We start from the raw sequence: 17,240 nt of genomic DNA on the forward strand, positions 1-17,240 counted from the left end.
CCTCTCCCGCATGCGGGAGAGGTTACAGCGAGCCCGCGGAAAGGCCGACTCAATCAACCGGCAAATGGTTGTCACAACTCCCGCGACCTTAGCCGCATGAGCGACAAACTGACGCCGATCGAGATCGGCCTGACCGCGGCGATCGTCGCGATCGAGGATCATGAGCCGCTGATCCTCACCGCGCGCAGCAGTGACGGGCTTGCCGGCCTGCCGTTCGGTCCGTTCGATGCGCCAAGCCACCGCACCTTCGAGATCGGCCTGCGCGCCTGGGTCGAGGCGCAGGCGGGCCTGCGGCTCGGCTATGTCGAGCAGCTCTATACGTTCGGGGATCGCGGCCGTCATGCGGAGGCCGGCGACACCGGCGCGCATATGGTCTCGATCGGCTATCTCGCGCTGACGCGTGCTGTTGGCGGCGAGCTTGCTGCGACGGGCGCGGGCTTCGAGCCCTGGTATCGCTTCTTTCCCTGGGAAGACTGGCGCGAAGCGCCGCCCGCGATCATCGCCCGCGACATCATCCCGGAGCTGATCAAATGGGCCGAGGAGGAGACGCCGGAAACGACGCGCGCGCTGCCGCGCAGGGATCGCGTGCGGTTCTATTTCGGTCTCGAGGGTGCTCCCTGGGATGAGGAGCGCGTGCTCGACCGCTATGAGCTCCTGTACGAAGCAGGCCTGATCGAGGAGGCGCGGCGGGACGGCCGCCCTGCGGCATTAGCGCGCAAGTCGCTACCTGCGCTCGGCATCTCGATGCGGTTCGACCACCGGCGAATCCTCGCCACCGGAATCGCGCGGCTGCGCGCAAAACTGAAGTATCGTCCTGTCGTCTTTGAACTTTTGCCGGCCGAGTTCACACTTACCGAACTGCAGTACACGGTCGAGGCAATCTCCGGCCGGCACCTGCACAAGCAGAATTTCCGGCGCTTGGTCGAAGCCGAAGCCCTGGTCGAACCAACCGGGGTGATGTCGACACAGACCGGCGGGCGGCCGGCGGCGCTCTATCGCTTCCGCCGCGATGTGCTCCAGGAACGGCCGGCGCCCGGCTTGCGCATGCGCTCCCGGCGCTAGATCAGGATTTGCGCGGCCGGCCCATGTGCGCCGATCGCCAGGAGGCCTTATGTTCGACGACCCGTTCGACGTCCTTGCGGCGCTGTTTGCCATCGCTGCCTTCCTGGTCGCGATCAAGGCCTCCAACCAGGTGACCGAGCTGCGCCGCCGGCTGAGTTCGCTGGAGGCGATGCTGCAGGCACAGCGGCCGATCCAGCCGCCGCCGATGCCATTGCCGGAACAGGTGTTGACGACGACGACTGCGGAGGCAGCACCACCACCGCTTGCGCCCGAGGCCGAACAAGCCTCGCCGCCACCGCTCCTGACCGATCCTGTCACGCCGCCGCCGCTCGAGACGAGCCCGGATGACATCGCGCCGCCTCCCATGCCCGCCGCAGAGCCCGGCTTCGAGGAGCGGCTCGGCACCCGCTGGGTGGTGTGGATCGGCGGCCTTGCCCTTGCGCTCGGCGGCTTCTTCATGGTGCGCTATTCGATCGAGGCCGGCCTTGTCGGCCCCGGCGTGCGCGTGTTCCTCGGCGGCCTGTTCGCGCTGGCGCTGTTAGGTGCCGGTGAATGGACCCGGCGCAAGGAGAGCATCTCCAGCATGGCGGCGCTGCCGATCGCCAACATCCCCGCGATCCTCACCGCGGCCGGAACGGCGGTGGCGTTTGCCACCATCTACGCGGCCTACGCGCTCTACGGCTTCCTCGTTCCCGCTACCGCCTTCGTGCTGCTCGGCCTCGTCGCACTCGGCACGCTCGCCGCCGCGCTGCTGCACGGTCCCGCGCTGGCCGGCCTCGGCGTGGTCGGCGCATTCGTGACGCCTGCCCTCGTCTCCAGCGGCAAGCCAGATTACTGGGCTCTCTACATCTATCTTGCGATTGTCACCGCCGCGAGCTTCGGCCTCTCCCGCATCCGGCTGTGGCGCTGGCTGGCGGTGACCACCATCGTGTTCGCCGTGCTCTGGATCTTCCCCGGGCTCGACGTCGGCGAACTGCAGGTCGCACCACACGCCTTCCATGTGATCGCCGGTTTCGTGCTCGCCGCCCTGCTCGTCGTCTGCGGCTTCATGTTCGGCCCCACCATCGGGGACGGCGATATCGAGCCGGTCTCGTCGAGCTCGCTCGGCGCCTATCTGTTCGGCACGATGCTGATCGTGCTGTCGAGCGCGCATGCCGATCTGGCGCTGATCGCCTTCACCCTCCTGGTGGCGGCGACGCTGTTGGTGGCTTGGCGCGCGCCGGCGGCCACCGGCGCGCTGGGTGCGGCCGCAGCCACCGTCTTCATCGTGTTCGCCGAATGGGCGGTGCGCGCCAATCCCGACATGCTGGTGCTGCCGGGCGGACCGCTACCCGGTGTCGGACCGGCCGCGATCGACAGCGCAGTGACGCTGCATCTCGTGATGGCCGCGATCTTCGCCGCAGGGTTTGGCATCGCAGGCTTCCTGGCGCAGGGACGCTCGAACTCGGCGATCATCCCGGTGGTGTGGTCGGCGGCCGCGGTTGCCACTCCCATCGCAATCCTTGTTGCGCTCTACGCCCGCATCGCCCATCTCGACCGCTCGATCCCCTTTGCGGTCCTCGCCGTCCTGCTCGCCGCCGCCTTCGGCGCTGCGACCGAAGCCCTCACCCGCCGCGAAAGCCGGCCGGGCGTTGCGATCTCCACCGCGCTATTCGCGACCGGCACGCTCGGCGCGCTGGCGCTGGCGCTGACCTTTGCGCTGGAAAAGGGCTGGCTCACCATCGCGCTGGCGCTGATGTCGCTCGGCACCGCCTGGATCTCGATGCAGCGGCCGATCCCGTTCCTGCGCTGGCTCGCTGCCGCGTTTGCCGCGATCGTCACCGCGCGCATCGGCTATGATCCCCGCATCGTCGGCACGGACGTCGGCACCACGCCGATCTTCAACTGGCTGCTGTGGGGCTATGGCCTGCCGGCGCTGTCGTTCTGGGCGGCGAGCCATTTCCTGCACCGCCGCGGCGACGACGCGCCGCTGCGCATGGTGGAGGCCGCCGCGATCCTGTTTACCGCGCTGCTGGCCTTCATGGAAATCCGTCACCTCGCCACTGGCGGCCGCATGACATCGCCGCCGTCGCTGCTCGAATTCGCGCTCCAGGTCTGCGTGACGCTGGCCATGGCGATCGGACTCGAGCGGCTGAGGTTGAGGAGCCACAGCGTCGTGCACAATGTCGGTGCGGTCATTCTCACCGTGATCGCCGGCCTCGTCAGCGTGTTCGGCCTGCTGATCCTGGAGAACCCGTTGCTGTGGAGCAGGACCGATGTCGGCGGCCTCGTGTTCAACCTGTTGCTGCTCGGCTACGCGCTGCCGGCCGTGCTGATGCTGCTGCTGTCCTATGCGGTTGTCGGCGAACGCGGCAGGACCTACGCCAATACGATCGCAAGCGGGGCGCTGGTGTTCGCGCTCGCCTACGTCACGCTGGAGATCCGCCGCTTCTATCACGGCCCCATCCTGCTGCACGGCGAGACCACGGGCGCGGAGCAATACACTTATTCGATCGGCTGGCTCGGCTTCGGCGTGGTGCTGCTCGGCGTCGGTATCTTCGTCAATTCCGAGCGGGCACGGCTGGCGTCTGCGGCAGTGATCGCGCTGACGATCCTCAAGGCCTTCGTCATCGACATGTCGACGCTGACCGGCGTCTACCGCGCGCTGTCCTTCATGTGTCTCGGAATCGTGCTGGTCGCGATCGGCTGGCTTTACCAGCGTATCCTGTTCCGGCGGCAGGTCACTCCGCCGCCGGCTCCGCAGACAAGCGCGTAGAGGTCAGGCCGCGCGGACGGACTCGAGGAACTGCGCGACCTCGACCTTGAGACGCGTGCTGTCGCTCGCGAGCGACTTGGCGGCCGACAGCACCTGGCTCGACGCCGAGCCGGTCTCGATCGCGCCGCGCTGCACGTCGGTGATGTTTGACGAAACTTCCTGCGTGCCGAGCGAGGCCTGCTGCACGTTGCGCGAAATCTCCTGCGTGGCCGCGCCCTGCTCCTCGACGGCGGCGGCGATGGCGGAGGACACCTCGGACAGCCGCTCGATGGTGCCGCCGATCTCCTGGATGGCGCTGACGGACTCGCCGGTCGCGGCCTGGATGCCGGAGACTTGCGCCCCGATCTCGCCGGTCGCCTTCGCGGTCTGTTCGGCCAGCGCCTTGACCTCGGAGGCGACGACGGCGAAGCCGCGGCCGGCCTCGCCGGCACGCGCCGCCTCGATGGTTGCGTTCAGCGCCAGCAGGTTGGTCTGGCCTGCAATCGTGTTGATGAGCTCGACGACATCGCCGATGCGAGAAGCGGCCTGCGACAGCGCATTGACGCGCTCGTTGGTCCGCGCCGCCTGTTCGACGGCTTCGGCGGCCATCCGCGCCGAATCCTGCACGCGGCGGCTGATCTCGGTGATGGACGACGACAGCTCTTCTGATGCCGACGCCACCGACTGGACGTTGGTGGATGCCTCCTCGGAGGCGGCGGCAACGACGGTCGCGAGCTCCTGCCCGCGTCGCGCGGTGCCGGTCAAGGTGGCCGCGGATGCCTCGAGCTCGGTCGAGGCCGCGGAGACCGTCTCGACCACCTCGGCGATCATGATCTCGAAATTGCGGGTGATGGCGTCGACGCGCCGGGCGCGTTCGATCTTGGCTTCGGCATCGCGCGCGGCGGCCTCGTCGGCCGCCTTCTTGGCGATCAGCGCCTCCTTGAAGATCTGGAGCGCATTCGCCATCGAGCCGATCTCAGTCTTCTCGCCGCGATGCGGCACCTCGGCCGAAAGGTCGCCCTCGCCAAGCGACTGCATCGGACGGATGATTGAAGCAATGCCGCGAGAAACGTCGCGCACGAGATAATAGGCGGCGCCGATCGCGATCACGACCGAGACCACGATGATGCCAACCAGCACGCGGAAGATCGTGGCGTAGCTGTCGGCCGCCTGCTTCGTCTCCAGCTCAGCACCGCGGTTGTTGAGTTCGATGCCCTTCTGGAGCAATGGATCGGCCGCCTGGGCCATCTTCGCGACCTTGGTCTGCAACAGCTCGTTGGCGTCGGCCGGGAAACGGCCAACGCCCTTGCGCGACAGTGCCATCACGTCCTGCACGCCGTTCAGGTATTCGGACCAGGCTTTGGTCCACTGCTCGTAGAGCGAGCGCTCTTCGGCAGCAGTGATCAGCGGTTCGTAGACCTTGCGGGTCTTCTCGATGCGCTCGCGGAGCGACGCCAGGCGCTTCTCGGCCGCGTCCTTGCCCTCAGTGGTGTCCTGCATCAGGTGCAAGCGCAGCGCCACGCGCAGCTCATTGATGTCGGCGCGAAGCGAGCCGAGGGCCCGCACGCTCGGCAGCCAGCTCTCCGCGATCTCGACGGTGTGCGCGTTGATGTTTTGCATGGTGCCGATCGCCGTCACGCCGACGCCGGCAAGCGAGAGCACGAGGACCGTCAGCACGGTCAGAAGCTTGAAAACGATCGACAACTTCGACATCACACCCAATCCCGATGATACCTGGCAACGCACGAGCCGCCTGCGCCGCGACCGCCACGACGGCGATGAGACGGAGGTCAACTCAACGGTGCTGGCTGGTTCTTATCCGGTAAGATTGCGCACATAGTTGCAAACAGGCGTTAACAGGAGCCTACGCAAAATTACGGACGCGGCCCCGGTCGACGTTATTTCACTGCAACCATATCTTGCAGCTGTGCGGATATCCCGCAGCATCGCACCAGCGTACCGGCTGATGTCCTACGCCGCCCGCACCGACTCCAGAAACCGCGCGACCTCGCTCTTCAGCCGGTTGCTCTCCTGCGACAGCGATTGCGCGGCCGAGTGCACCTGCGCCGACGCGGCCCCGGTTTCGCCAGCACCGCGTTGAACCTCGCCGATATTCGCCGATACGTCCGAGGTGCCCTGGGCGGCATGCTGGATGTTGCGCGAGATCTCCTGCGTCGCGGCGCCCTGCTCTTCGACGGCGGCGGCGATGGTCGACGAAATCTCCGACATCCGCGCGATGGTATCGCCGATCTCCCTGATGGCGCCGACGGAATCAATCGTCGCTCTCTGGATCGCGCCAATGTGCAGGCCGATCTCGCCCGTCGCTTTCGCAGTCTGTTCGGCCAGCGCCTTCACTTCGGTCGCGACCACAGCAAAGCCCTTGCCGGCTTCGCCTGCGCGCGCCGCCTCGATCGTAGCATTCAGCGCCAGGAGATTGGTCTGGCCCGCGATGGTGTTGATCAGGTCGACGACATCGCCGATGCGGCCCGCCGCCTTCGTCAGCTCGGCGACGCGCGCATTGGTGCGCTGCGCCTGCTCCACCGCCACATCGGCCACCCGCGCCGATTCCTGCACCTGGCGGCTGATCTCGGAAATCGACGAGGTCATCTCCTCGCTCGCCGAGGACACCGACTGCACGTTCGCGGACGCTTCTTCCGAGGCCGCCGCGACGGCGCTGGCGAGCCCGCTTCCGCGCTCGGCCGCCTGGGTCAGCGTATTGGAGGAGGCTTCGAGCTCGGTTGCCGCCGACGAGACGGTCTCGATGATCTCGCCGATGGCGCCTTCGAAACTGTCGGCGAGCCGCTGCATGTCCGCCTTGCGCTGCATGCGGCGGCGCGCGTCCGCTTCCGACTGTTCGGCGCGGAGCCGCTCCGCCTCCGCCATGTTGTTCCTGAACACCTCGACTGCGCCGGCCATCTCGCCGATCTCGTCCGTTCGCCCGAGGCCGGGAACGGAGATCGAGAGCTCGCCGCGCGCAAGCCGCGTCATCGCATCGATCATCGCGGACAGCGCCGTCGAGATCGAGCGCCCGAGGAGAAAGGCGACCATAGTGAGCACGACGACGGCGACGGCGAAGGCAATCATCATCCACAGGCGCACGGCGTCGCGGGTGACGGCTTCCGCAGCGTCGGCCTGCTTGTACAAACCTTCGACGACAGTGCTCACGTCGAGCATCACCGGCTCGACCTCGCGAAAGGTCTTCATCATGCTGGCGTCAAAACCGGCGATCTGCTGTGCGACCTCGGCCCACGCCACGAATTCGGACTGGTATTTCTGGAGCTTTGCCGTGATATCGGTCATGACCGGTGCAGGAACGGCAGCAGCCTCCACCGCCTTGGAAAATTCGGTGGCAGCCTTCTTCAGCTCGGCGACGTATTTGGGATCACGCCGAAGCATGAAGTCTTTCTCGTGCCGGCGCATGGTCAGCATCCAGCTCGTCAGCCGCGGATTGTCGAACTCCTTCAGCTTCGTCTCGATGTCATGCACCGCGCTGCGGAGCGAACCGGACAGGCCGAGCGTTTCGTTCAGGCCGAGCTTGATCTCGGCGGCGACCAGCGCATTGAAATCCGACGCGTAACGCTTGAAGCCGTCCTGGGCCTGCTTCATCCGGTCGGAAAGCGCGCTCATGCCTCCGGCCGACATCAGCCGCTCCACCTGATCGAAGTCGCGATTGATCGGCCCGGCCAGCTCGGCGTGCGCCTTGGCGTAGCTCTCGGTCCGGCGCTGCTGGAAGTTCTTCTCGTTGCGGCGGGCCTCCAGCATCTCGATCGAGAGCTGCTTGTCGAGGTCGGCGATGGCACGGGCACGGTTGGCAACCATGCGCGAGGCGTCCTGAGAGAGCATGCCGATCTCATAGATCGCGCCAAAGGCGACGAGACCGACGAGGCCGAAGAATCCGATCGCCATGACCTTGTGAGTCAGACGGATGGAAGGGCCGCTCATGAATGTGCTCCAATATGTTCGATACGCAAATACAGGGAGGGCGACTCTGCGCCCGGAATATTGCGGGGATCATGACTGCGCCGGTTTTCCGGAAGGTTAAGCAGGCGAGATCTTCGTCGTCGCGTAGCAATACACGCGCGTGCAAACGCTGCGCTTCCACGCGCAGCGGTTGCAGATCGACTTATCGGGACCTGCCGCCTCACGCCGCGCGCACCGTGCTCAGGAACTTGCCGACTTCGAGCTTCAGCCGATTGCTGTCGCTGGAGAGCGACTGCGCGGCTGCCAGCACCTGCGACGATGCCGATCCGGTCTCGCCTGCCCCGCGCTGCACGTCGGTGATGTTGGACGAGACGTCGTGGGTACCCTGCGCGGCCTGCTGGACGTTACGGGAAATTTCCTGCGTCGCCGCGCCCTGCTCCTCGACCGCGGCCGCAATGGTCGAGGAGATCTCGGACAGCTTTTCGATGGTGCCGCTGATGGCGCTGATGGCGCTGACCGAATCCTGCGTCGCTGCCTGGATGCCGGAGATCTGCTGGCCGATCTCGCCGGTCGCCTTCGCGGTCTGCTCGGCGAGCGCCTTAACCTCGGAGGCGACAACCGCAAAGCCGCGGCCGGCTTCGCCGGCGCGTGCCGCCTCGATCGTGGCGTTGAGCGCCAGCAGATTGGTCTGTCCGGCGATGGTGTTGATCAGCTCGACCACATCGCCGATCCGCGCCGCCGCCTTGGACAGTTCGCCGACACGGTTCGTCGTGGTGCGTGCCTGGCTGACCGCCTCGCTCGCCACTCGCGCGGATTCCTGCACTTGGCGGCTGATCTCGGTGATCGATGACGACAGCTCCTCGGTCGCGGACGCCACCGACTGCACGTTGGTGGACGCCTCTTCCGAGGCCGAGGCCACGACGGTCGCAAGCCGCTGCGCACGCTCCGCCGTCGAGGTCAGCGTCGATGCCGAAGCCTCCAGCTCTGTCGCAGCCGAGGAGACGGTGTCGACGATCTCGCCGACCGCGGCTTCGAAGCCGTTCGCGAGCTTGTGCATCTCGTCCCGGCGTTGCGCGGCCGCACGCATCTCGGCCGCAGCCTGCTCGCTGCGCATGTGTTCGACCTGGAGACCGTTCTGCTTGAAGACTTCGACCGTCCGCGCCATCTCACCGACCTCGTCAGCTCGGCTGGTGCCGGGTACCGTGGTGTCGAAGTCGCCGTTGGCGAGTCGGCCCATCGCACCCGAAATGGCAGAAAGCGGCTTGAGAATCCGCGCGAAGGTGATCCAGAAGCTGAGGCCGGCGAGCACCAGAGAGGCACAAAGCAACAGAACCGTAAGAATGAAATTGCGTGCGCTGGCTTCGGCCTGCACGACGGCTTCACGGTCGGCGACGGAGCCAATGGCCTCGCCGAGCTTCAGCACTGCGTTGATGCCGGCAGTGGCCCGCGCGAAGTATTCGGAGCCGGTGATCTTGTAGTCTCCGCTTTCGCCGGAGGCGAGCGTCATGGCGCGCGCCTCACCATAGGTACCAAAATAGATCTTCTCGACCTCGGTCATCGCATCCCCGACCTGCGCCGGCAGATCCAAGCGCAGCCGCACCGGCAATATCGTATCCCACGCGAGCTCCACTTTTCCCCGCAGCGTTGAAAGGCGTTCAAAGCCGTCCGTGCCGAGCTTGGCGTGCGCCCCAACGGCTCCAGCCAGCAAGGCGCGCTCTCTTCCGGCGTTCTCGGCCATCTGTGCTGCAAGATGTCGCAAGCCGATCAGTTGCGCCAGCCTTGCCACAGGTGGACTGGTGAGGGTTTCGAGCGTCAGCCGCAAGCGGTTGCTCGCAACGTCGATCACGTCGGTAATCGTCGGAACGAAGCCGTCGATCACATCGAGGGCGCGTTCGGCGCGTGGATGCAAGAGGCTTCCATCGACCTTCTCGCGCAACAGGCGCAGTGCCTCGAGTTTACCTACGGCGTCCGCAACCTGCCTTTGTTCTCTCGTCATTTCGGGTATCGAGCGAATGTCGAGCACGGCTTCGCGAAAGGCGTCGTCCGCCGTAGCGCGCGCCTTCTCGATGTCGGCGCGGCGCTCGGAGCTCACGGCATCAGGAGACTTCAACGCCGCGTTGGTCATGCCGCGTTCGATCGCCCAATGTCCTGCGCTGCGCAACAGCAGTTGGGCAGCTCGATTGACCCGCAGGAATGCTTCGGATTCTTGCCTCTTGATAATAGCCTCATAGGCTATGAATCCAGCCGATACCAACCCCAACAGCACCAGCGTTGCGATGATGGTGGGCAAGATCGTACCGATCCGAACGTGTCCAAACCGGCTCGAAGCGCCGGCGGCTTTGGTACGGAGTTGCTGATTCCCGGCGAGGCTCAACATGGTCCGTTTTCCCCCATAGGAAACACGCAGCCAAGTCGTTGTCGGCTGCATGGACGTTGATCGCCCTTGCCGGAGAAGCTATCGGCCAGAGTCCCTTTTCTGATTAACGGGCGCCTTGGCACTACTACTGAGATTTTGAACCAAATAATTGAAACGCGAATGCTGATTTCGCGAAAAAGTTGCAAATTTCAGCTTGAGGTCGCCACAGTTCGCCTTTGCAGCCGCCGGCTCGCGCATCGCGTTCGCGCAGAGAACAGGACAGAAGGCGACTCACGTGACGAGGCAGCGTTTCACGAACTGCCTCGTGAATCTTGCGCGACCTCTTAGGCCGCGCGCACAGTGCTCAGGAACTTGCCGACTTCGAGCTTCAGCCGATTGCTGTCGCTGGAGAGCGACCGTGCGGCTGCCAGCACCTGCGACGCTGCTTAGTTCAGCGGATTTGCACACTTTTCACCTGCGGCGAAGGAGGACCTCGCGGCTTTTCCGTCGTGACGTTAATGTCCGCCCACCGTCGCGCTGGCTTCAGCTCCCAGCCTCGCCGACGAGGCTGATGCGAAACACCGGCGTCTTGTTCTCGTCGAGCAGCTCCATGCTCCATTTGGCATTCGGTTTCAGGTTGCGCGCGATGGTGCCGAGCAGGTTGGCGCAGATCTCGGTCATCTCGGTCCACGCGGCTGCGCGATCCTCGAACTCGTAGGGCTGATCGGCAGCACCGGAATAGTGGCCGGTGCTGATGCGGAAGAAGTACAGCGACATCGTCGAACCCTTTTATCGGGCCGCACCCCCCGGCCGTACCCAAACTGAGGCGCTACTCGCTACCAGCGCGTGAAAGCCGCCGTCCGTATGACTACGGCGCGGCGGCTTGATGGCTGCTGGAAATCGTCAACAGGGGGTTCGCGCAGTCGGCGACGCGCGGCCCAGGATTCAATCGGTCGAACGGCGCAGCTCGAGCGGGCCTTCGTTCTTGGCGGGCTCCGGCTTGGTTTCGGATTTGACCGGATCGAGCCGGGTGCTCTCGACGCGCGGCGTTTCGACTCGTGCAGCGACCTCGGTGTTCGAGCCGCCGACCGAACCGGTGTGCTCCGAGGTACGCAGCGACCGCGGCCGCGCAACGGCGCGGGCCATTAACATCTGGTTGCCGCCCTGATGGTGGAAGTCGCAATAAGCGAAGCCCATGCCCGAGACCGAGCCGCGGAAGCTGCGATCGTCGGTCTTTTCCAGGTTGAAGCACGGCTCGAACGGAATGCCCTTGATCGAGGCACAGACGTTCTGGCCGCGAATCTGGAGCGTATTGCCGGGAAGGCGGAGGTGGCGCGTGGGACCTGAGCCCGAGAACTGCACAGCGCCGGCAGCGCCGAGATCATCGAGGATGCGGCCTGCGCCGCGGGTGCCATCGAAACAGGTGAAAGCAAACACCTTGCCGGCAACGAAGCGGCGCGCCTCATCGGCGTTCATGCCTCCGGCAATGGCCGGCGCAAACGTCACTGCCGCGGTGACAGCCCCCAACACAAAACGCGCAAGCATGCTCTTACTCCGACGAACCCATGCAGCGGGCGATGCCTGATCTCTTTACCCGCTGCTTACCATACTAACCATGGCGACATTGAAGCAGCTTGGTTGGTAAAGTCTGAACGCCGTTAGACAATTTTTACCACGATACGGCCGCGAACCTGTCCGGCCAGAATTTTCGCGCCCCACTCCGAAACCTGATCGAGCGAAATTTCATGAGTGATTTCAGATAGTTTCGTTCGATCCAAATCGGACGCCAAGTGCTGCCAGGCGGCCTTCCTGGGATCGATCGGGCACATGACCGAATCGATGCCGAGAAGGCACACCCCGCGCAAAATAAATGGCGCGACCGAGGACGGCAGGTCCATGCCGCCGGCGAGACCGCAGGCGGCGATCGCGCCGCCATACTTCGTCATCGACAAGAGGTTGGCGAGCGTGGTCGACCCGACGCTGTCGACGCCGCCGGCCCAGCGCTCCTTTGCGATCGGCTTGGCCGCCCCCGACAATTCGTTGCGATCGATCACCTCGGCGGCACCGATCCCCTTCAGGTAGTCCGATTCCGACGCGCGGCCGGTCGAGGCGATGACGTGGTAGCCGAGCTTCGACAGCACGGCGGTCGCGACCGAGCCGACGCCTCCGGCTGCCCCCGTGACCACCACGGGGCCGCTCTTCGGCGACAGGCCGTGCTTCTCCAAGGCCAGCACCGAAAGCATCGCGGTGAAGCCCGCGGTGCCGATCGCCATGGCATCGCGTGCGGACAGGCCCTGCGGCAATGCGACCAGCCAGTCGCCCTTCACCCGCGCCTTCTCGGCATAGGCGCCGAGATGGGTCTCGCCCATGCCCCAGCCGGTGCAGACGACCTTGTCGCCCGCCTTCCATTGCGGGTGCGAGGACTGCTCGACAGTCCCGGCGAAATCGATGCCGGCAATCATCGGGAAGCGGCGCACCACCGGCGCCTTGCCGGTCAGCGCGAGGCCGTCCTTGTAGTTCAGTGTGGACCATTCCACGCGGACGGTGACATCACCGTCCATCAGCTCGGCTTCGTCGAACTGCGTGAGCTGCGCAGTGGTGCCCTTGTCGGCCTTGTCGATCCGAATCGCCTTGAATGTGGCCACGGCTGAACTCCCTGACTTGTTTCAGGGGATGTTTAGCCGATCAGGCAGGCTGCGCAACCGCTCGCTCGACCGGTTTCTCCACGATCGGAAGATTGATCAGGGCCGACAGCACGCCGAACAGGATCGAGAGCCACCAGATCGGCGTGTAGGAACCGAAGCGCTCGAAGACGATGCCGCCGAGCCAGACGCCGAGGAAACCGCCGACTTGGTGGCTGACGAAGGCGAAGCCGTAGAGCGTGGAGAGCCAGCGCGTGCCGAACATCAGCGCCACCAGCGCCGAGGTCGGCGGCACCGTCGACAGCCAGGTCAGGCCGGAGATCGCACCGAACGCGATCGCCGAGAACGGCGTAATCGGGAACGAGATGAAGGCGAGCGTCGCGAGCGCGCGGGCAAAATAGATCGTGGAGAGGATGAACCGCTTGGGCAAATAGTTCTGGAGATAGCCGACGCTCAGCGACCCCACGATGTTGAACAGGCCGATCGCCGCGATGACCCAGCCGCCGGTTTGCGCCGAGATGCCGCTGTCGACCAGGAAGGCCGGCAGGTGAACCGTTATGAATGCGAGCTGGAAGCCGCAGGTGAAGAAGCCGAGCACGAGCAACACGTAGGAGCGATGGCCGAAGGCCTCTGCAAGCGCCTTGGTGAACGATTGCTGGTCCGCGGGCGCCTTGCTCGCAGAGCTGTCCACCGGCGGCGTCGAGAGCGCCAGCGACAGCGGTATGATCAACAGCATCAGGAAGCCGAAGACGGTCAGCGCCTGTTGCCAGCCGAAATCGTCGATCAACGCGACGCCAATGGGCGCGAACAGGAACTGGCCGAACGAGCCTGCTGCGGTGCCGGCGCCAAGTGCAAGGCCGCGCTTCTCGGCCGGCAACAGCTTGCTGAACGCCGACAGCACCAGATTGAAGGAGCAACCGGCCAGGCCAAAGCCGATCATCACGCCAGCGCCGATATTGAGCGACAGCGGCGTCGACGAATAGCGCATCAAGAGCAGCCCGCCGGCATAGAGCAGAGCGCCGACGCACATCACCCGGAACAGGCCGAAACGATCGGCGACCGCGCCGGCGATCGGCTGACCCAGTCCCCACAGCAGATTCTGGAACGCGATCGCCAGGCCAAACACATCGCGGCCCCAGGCAAACTCATGGCTCATCGGCTGCACGAAGAAGCCGAGCGCCGAGCGCGGGCCGAAGCCGAGCATGCCGACGGCGCAGCCGCACAGGATGATGACGGCCGGCGTGCGCCAGGAAGAACGCGAACGGTGTTCGCCCACTTGGATCGACATGGAGCACCTCGTCTGTCGTTGGCGGGTTGCGACCAGGCAACCGCGAACCCAGGCGTTTAATGCAAATGCATGAAAGTCCCAAGTCAAAAATGGTTGCGTTCTACGAAGGGCTCGCCGGGGAGCATTGCGTTTCAACGGGGCCTCACCCGACGACGTCGGAGCTGCTTTGACGAGAATGTGTGCCACAGGACCTAGCGGCTCTCGCCCGGGCGTGTTATCTTGGATTTACTCAGATTGAGTATATCTGGTGCGCTTCTGAAATCCGAACCGGCCTCACGGCCGGATTTCTCAAGCCTCATATATACTCAGACTGAGTATATATGACATTCACGGGAGGCTTCGATGCCGATTACTGGAATCTACGGGCCTGATGACTTTGCCAATCGGCCGAAGTGTCAGACCACCTTTCCTCGCCCCGCGCCGGCACGAACCGGACCCGCCTTGCCGAAGCCGTCGCTGGAATGGACGCCGGAGGTCGAACAGGCCACCGCCTCGCTTTACGAGCGCGTGAAGCATGTGATCCCGCCGATCGAGTGGCCAACGATGGCGCCGACCATCAAGGCGATCAACGAGCTGAAGACGGCGCGCAATGCGGTGATCCTCGCCCACAACTACCAGGCGCCGGAGATCTTCCACGGCGTCGCCGACATCGGCGGCGACTCGCTGCAGCTCGCGGTCGAGGCCACCAAGGTGAAGGCTGATGTCATCGTGCAGTGCGGCGTGCACTTCATGGCGGAGACCTCGAAGCTGCTCAACCCGGACAAGACCGTGCTGATCCCGGACTCACGCGCCGGCTGCTCGCTTGCCGCCAGCATCACCGGCGCCGACGTGCGCCTGCTTCGCGAAAAATTTCCCGGTGTGCCGGTGGTCGCCTATGTCAACACCTCGGCCGAAGTGAAGGCCGAAGTCGACATCTGCTGCACCTCCTCGAATGCGGTGCAGGTGGTCGAGAGCCTGAACGCGCCGAGCGTGATCTTCCTGCCCGACCGCTATCTTGCGACCTACGTGGCCTCGAAGACCGACGTGAAGATCATCGCCTGGAAAGGCGCCTGCGAGGTGCATGAGCGCTTCACAGGCGACGAACTGCGCGGGCTTCGCGAGGCCGATCCGTCCGTGCAGATCATCGCTCATCCCGAATGCCCGCCGGACGTGCTGGCCGAAGCCGACTTCACCGGCTCGACGGCGCACATGATCAACTGGGTGCGCGCGCGGCGACCGCGGCGGCTCGTCATGATCACGGAATGCTCGATGGCCGACAATGTTCGCGCCGAGCTGCCCGAAGTGGAGATGCTGCGCCCATGCAATCTCTGCCCGCACATGAAGCGCATCACGCTCGCCAACATCCTGGACAGCCTGCTGACGCTTGGCGAGGAGGTGACGATCGATCCCGCCATCTCCGAACGCGCGAGGCGATCGGTCGAGCGGATGATCAATCTGAAGAACTAGCAACACTTGTCGCAACATACAGCTGTCGTCCCGGACAAGCGAACGAAGTGAGCGCTGATCCGGGACCCATAACCACGGGACGCAGGTATTGGCACGCTGGCGGCTCCCAGCCTGCCGCAACTACTCGCAGTCAGGGTTATGGGTCCTGGCTTTCGCCAGGACGACGATGAGGAGAAAGCCATGACGGACAACATCCACAACCTCACCCGCTCCACCGACGACGTGGTCATCGTCGGCGGCGGGCTTGCCGGATTGTTCTGCGCGCTGAAACTCGCGCCGCGCCCGGTGACGCTGATTGCGGCGGCGCCGCTCGGACAGGGCGCCTCGTCCGCATGGGCGCAAGGCGGCATCGCCGCGGCAGTGGCCGAAGGCGACAGCCCGGAGCGACATGCCGCCGACACCGTCGCGGTCGGCGGCGGCATCGTCGACGACAGGGTCGCGCTCGGAATTGCGCGTGAGGCCGGCTCGCGGATTCACGACCTGCTCGCTTATGGCGTGCCGTTCGACCGCGATCTCGAAGGCCGGCTTGCCGTCGGGCGCGAAGCCGCGCATTCGGCGCGGCGCATCGTGCATGTGCGCGGCGACGGCGCAGGTGCGGCGATCATCGCCGCGCTGAGCGAAGCGGTACGCCGCACGCCGTCGATCCGCGTCATCGAAGGCTTCGTCGCCGAAGCGCTCCTGACCGGGGACGGCGCCGTCACCGGTCTTCAGCTGCGCGAAGCCGGCAATTTCTCAGCAAGACCGACGATGATCGCCTCCCGCGCGGTGGTGCTCGCAACCGGCGGCATCGGCCATCTCTATGGCGTCACCACCAATCCGGTCGAAGCCAGCGGATCCGGACTTGCGATTGCGGCACGCGCCGGCGCTGACATCGCAGATCCCGAATTCGTGCAATTCCACCCGACCGCGATCATGGTCGGCCGTGACCCGGCGCCGCTTGCGACCGAAGCGCTGCGCGGCGAAGGCGCGGCGCTGATCAACGGCAATGGCGAGCGCTTCATGACGGCCCGCCACCCGCTCGCCGAGCTTGCCCCGCGCGACATCGTGGCGCGCGGCGTGTTCGCCGAGATCGCGGCCGGGCGCGGCGTGTTCCTCGATGCGCGAGAAGCGCTGGGGACACGCTTCGCCGAAAAGTTTCCGACCGTATATGCAAGCTGCATCGCCGCCGGCATCGATCCCGCCACGCAAGCCATCCCGATTGCGCCCGCCGCGCACTACCACATGGGCGGCATCGCGGTTGACGACCACGGCCGCAGCTCGATCGGCGGGCTCTGGGCCGGCGGCGAGGTGTCGTCCACCGGCGCGCACGGCGCCAACCGGCTCGCTTCCAATTCGCTGCTGGAGGCGGTGGTCTATGCTGCGCGCATCGCCGATGACATCGCCGGCCGCGCGATCCCCTCGCCTACCCGTCTTCCCGACGTGCTGGTGACGCCGCCTAGCGGAGCACCGGACGCGGCCAGCGTGAGGCGGCTGCGAACCATGATGAGTTCTCACGTCGGAGTGGTTCGCGACGGTGACGGCCTTGCGGATGCTGTGCGCACCTTTGCTGCGCTCGAACAGGAGGCAACAAGCACTGCACTCCGCAACATGGCGACGTCAGCCCTGCTCGTTGCCGCCGCGGCCTGGACGCGGCGCGAGAGCCGCGGCGCGCATTTCCGCTCCGACCATCCGGCGGACGCGCCGGCGCTGGCGCAGCGAACCATGACCACGCTTACGGCGGCACGCGAAGTGGCGGAAAGTCTCGCCGATCGTGCACGGCCGCGCATCGCCCAACCCATGATCGCCTGACGG

At 65.5% G+C, this 17,240-nt stretch carries 11 protein-coding genes; 4 read left to right on the plus strand and 7 right to left on the minus strand.

Translation table 11 applies throughout. The features are described from left to right. The first annotated feature begins 96 nt into the window (after positions 1-96). On the plus strand, positions 97-1,062 hold the full coding sequence (locus FXV83_RS29275) for an NUDIX hydrolase (protein WP_148743072.1): 966 nt from the start codon (positions 97-99) through the stop codon (positions 1,060-1,062). A 49-nt stretch (positions 1,063-1,111) separates the two neighbouring features. Then, entirely contained in the window at positions 1,112-3,817 is a 2,706-nt protein-coding gene (locus FXV83_RS29280; protein WP_148743073.1) for a DUF2339 domain-containing protein, read from the plus strand. Between the two features lie 3 nt (positions 3,818-3,820). Here FXV83_RS29280 and FXV83_RS29285 read toward each other — a convergent pair whose 3' ends face one another. The 7 genes from FXV83_RS29285 to FXV83_RS29315 form a co-directional block, all read right to left on the minus strand. Continuing rightward, positions 3,821-5,509: a methyl-accepting chemotaxis protein gene (locus tag FXV83_RS29285; protein ID WP_187436242.1), complete on the minus strand. Its 1,689-nt coding sequence runs from the start codon at positions 5,507-5,509 to the stop codon at positions 3,821-3,823. Positions 5,510-5,767: 258 nt separating this feature from the next. After that, the gene (locus tag FXV83_RS29290; RefSeq protein ID WP_148743075.1) at positions 5,768-7,738 is read right to left on the minus strand and encodes a methyl-accepting chemotaxis protein; all 1,971 of its coding nucleotides are present in this window, start codon (positions 7,736-7,738) and stop codon (positions 5,768-5,770) included. 199 nt (positions 7,739-7,937) lie between these two features. Beyond that, positions 7,938-10,094, minus strand: coding sequence for a methyl-accepting chemotaxis protein (locus FXV83_RS29295; RefSeq protein WP_148743076.1), 2,157 nt, complete (start codon positions 10,092-10,094; stop codon positions 7,938-7,940). Between the two features lie 522 nt (positions 10,095-10,616). Beyond that, complete coding sequence (locus tag FXV83_RS29300; protein WP_148743077.1) at positions 10,617-10,850, minus strand: DUF6894 family protein; 234 nt, start codon at positions 10,848-10,850, stop codon at positions 10,617-10,619. 168 nt (positions 10,851-11,018) lie between these two features. Further along, positions 11,019-11,618 carry a hypothetical protein gene (locus tag FXV83_RS29305; RefSeq protein ID WP_148743078.1) on the minus strand — a complete coding sequence of 200 codons (600 nt, stop codon included), beginning with the start codon at positions 11,616-11,618 and terminating at the stop codon, positions 11,019-11,021. 113 nt (positions 11,619-11,731) lie between these two features. After that, positions 11,732-12,718: an acrylyl-CoA reductase (NADPH) gene (gene acuI, locus FXV83_RS29310; RefSeq protein ID WP_148743079.1), complete on the minus strand. Its 987-nt coding sequence runs from the start codon at positions 12,716-12,718 to the stop codon at positions 11,732-11,734. 40 nt (positions 12,719-12,758) lie between these two features. Next, on the minus strand, positions 12,759-14,003 hold the full coding sequence (locus FXV83_RS29315; RefSeq protein ID WP_148743080.1) for an MFS transporter: 1,245 nt from the start codon (positions 14,001-14,003) through the stop codon (positions 12,759-12,761). Between the two features lie 342 nt (positions 14,004-14,345). Between FXV83_RS29315 and nadA the strand changes: the two genes are divergently transcribed. Together nadA and FXV83_RS29325 are read left to right on the plus strand one after the other, a co-directional pair. Further along, entirely contained in the window at positions 14,346-15,449 is a 1,104-nt protein-coding gene (gene nadA / locus FXV83_RS29320) for a quinolinate synthase NadA (protein WP_148743081.1), read from the plus strand. Between the two features lie 180 nt (positions 15,450-15,629). Continuing rightward, on the plus strand, positions 15,630-17,237 hold the full coding sequence (locus FXV83_RS29325; protein WP_148743082.1) for an L-aspartate oxidase: 1,608 nt from the start codon (positions 15,630-15,632) through the stop codon (positions 17,235-17,237). The last annotated feature ends 3 nt before the right edge of the window (positions 17,238-17,240 follow it).

Source organism: Bradyrhizobium hipponense (genome assembly GCF_008123965.1).
Taxonomy (GTDB): Bacteria; Pseudomonadota; Alphaproteobacteria; order Rhizobiales; family Xanthobacteraceae; genus Bradyrhizobium; species Bradyrhizobium hipponense.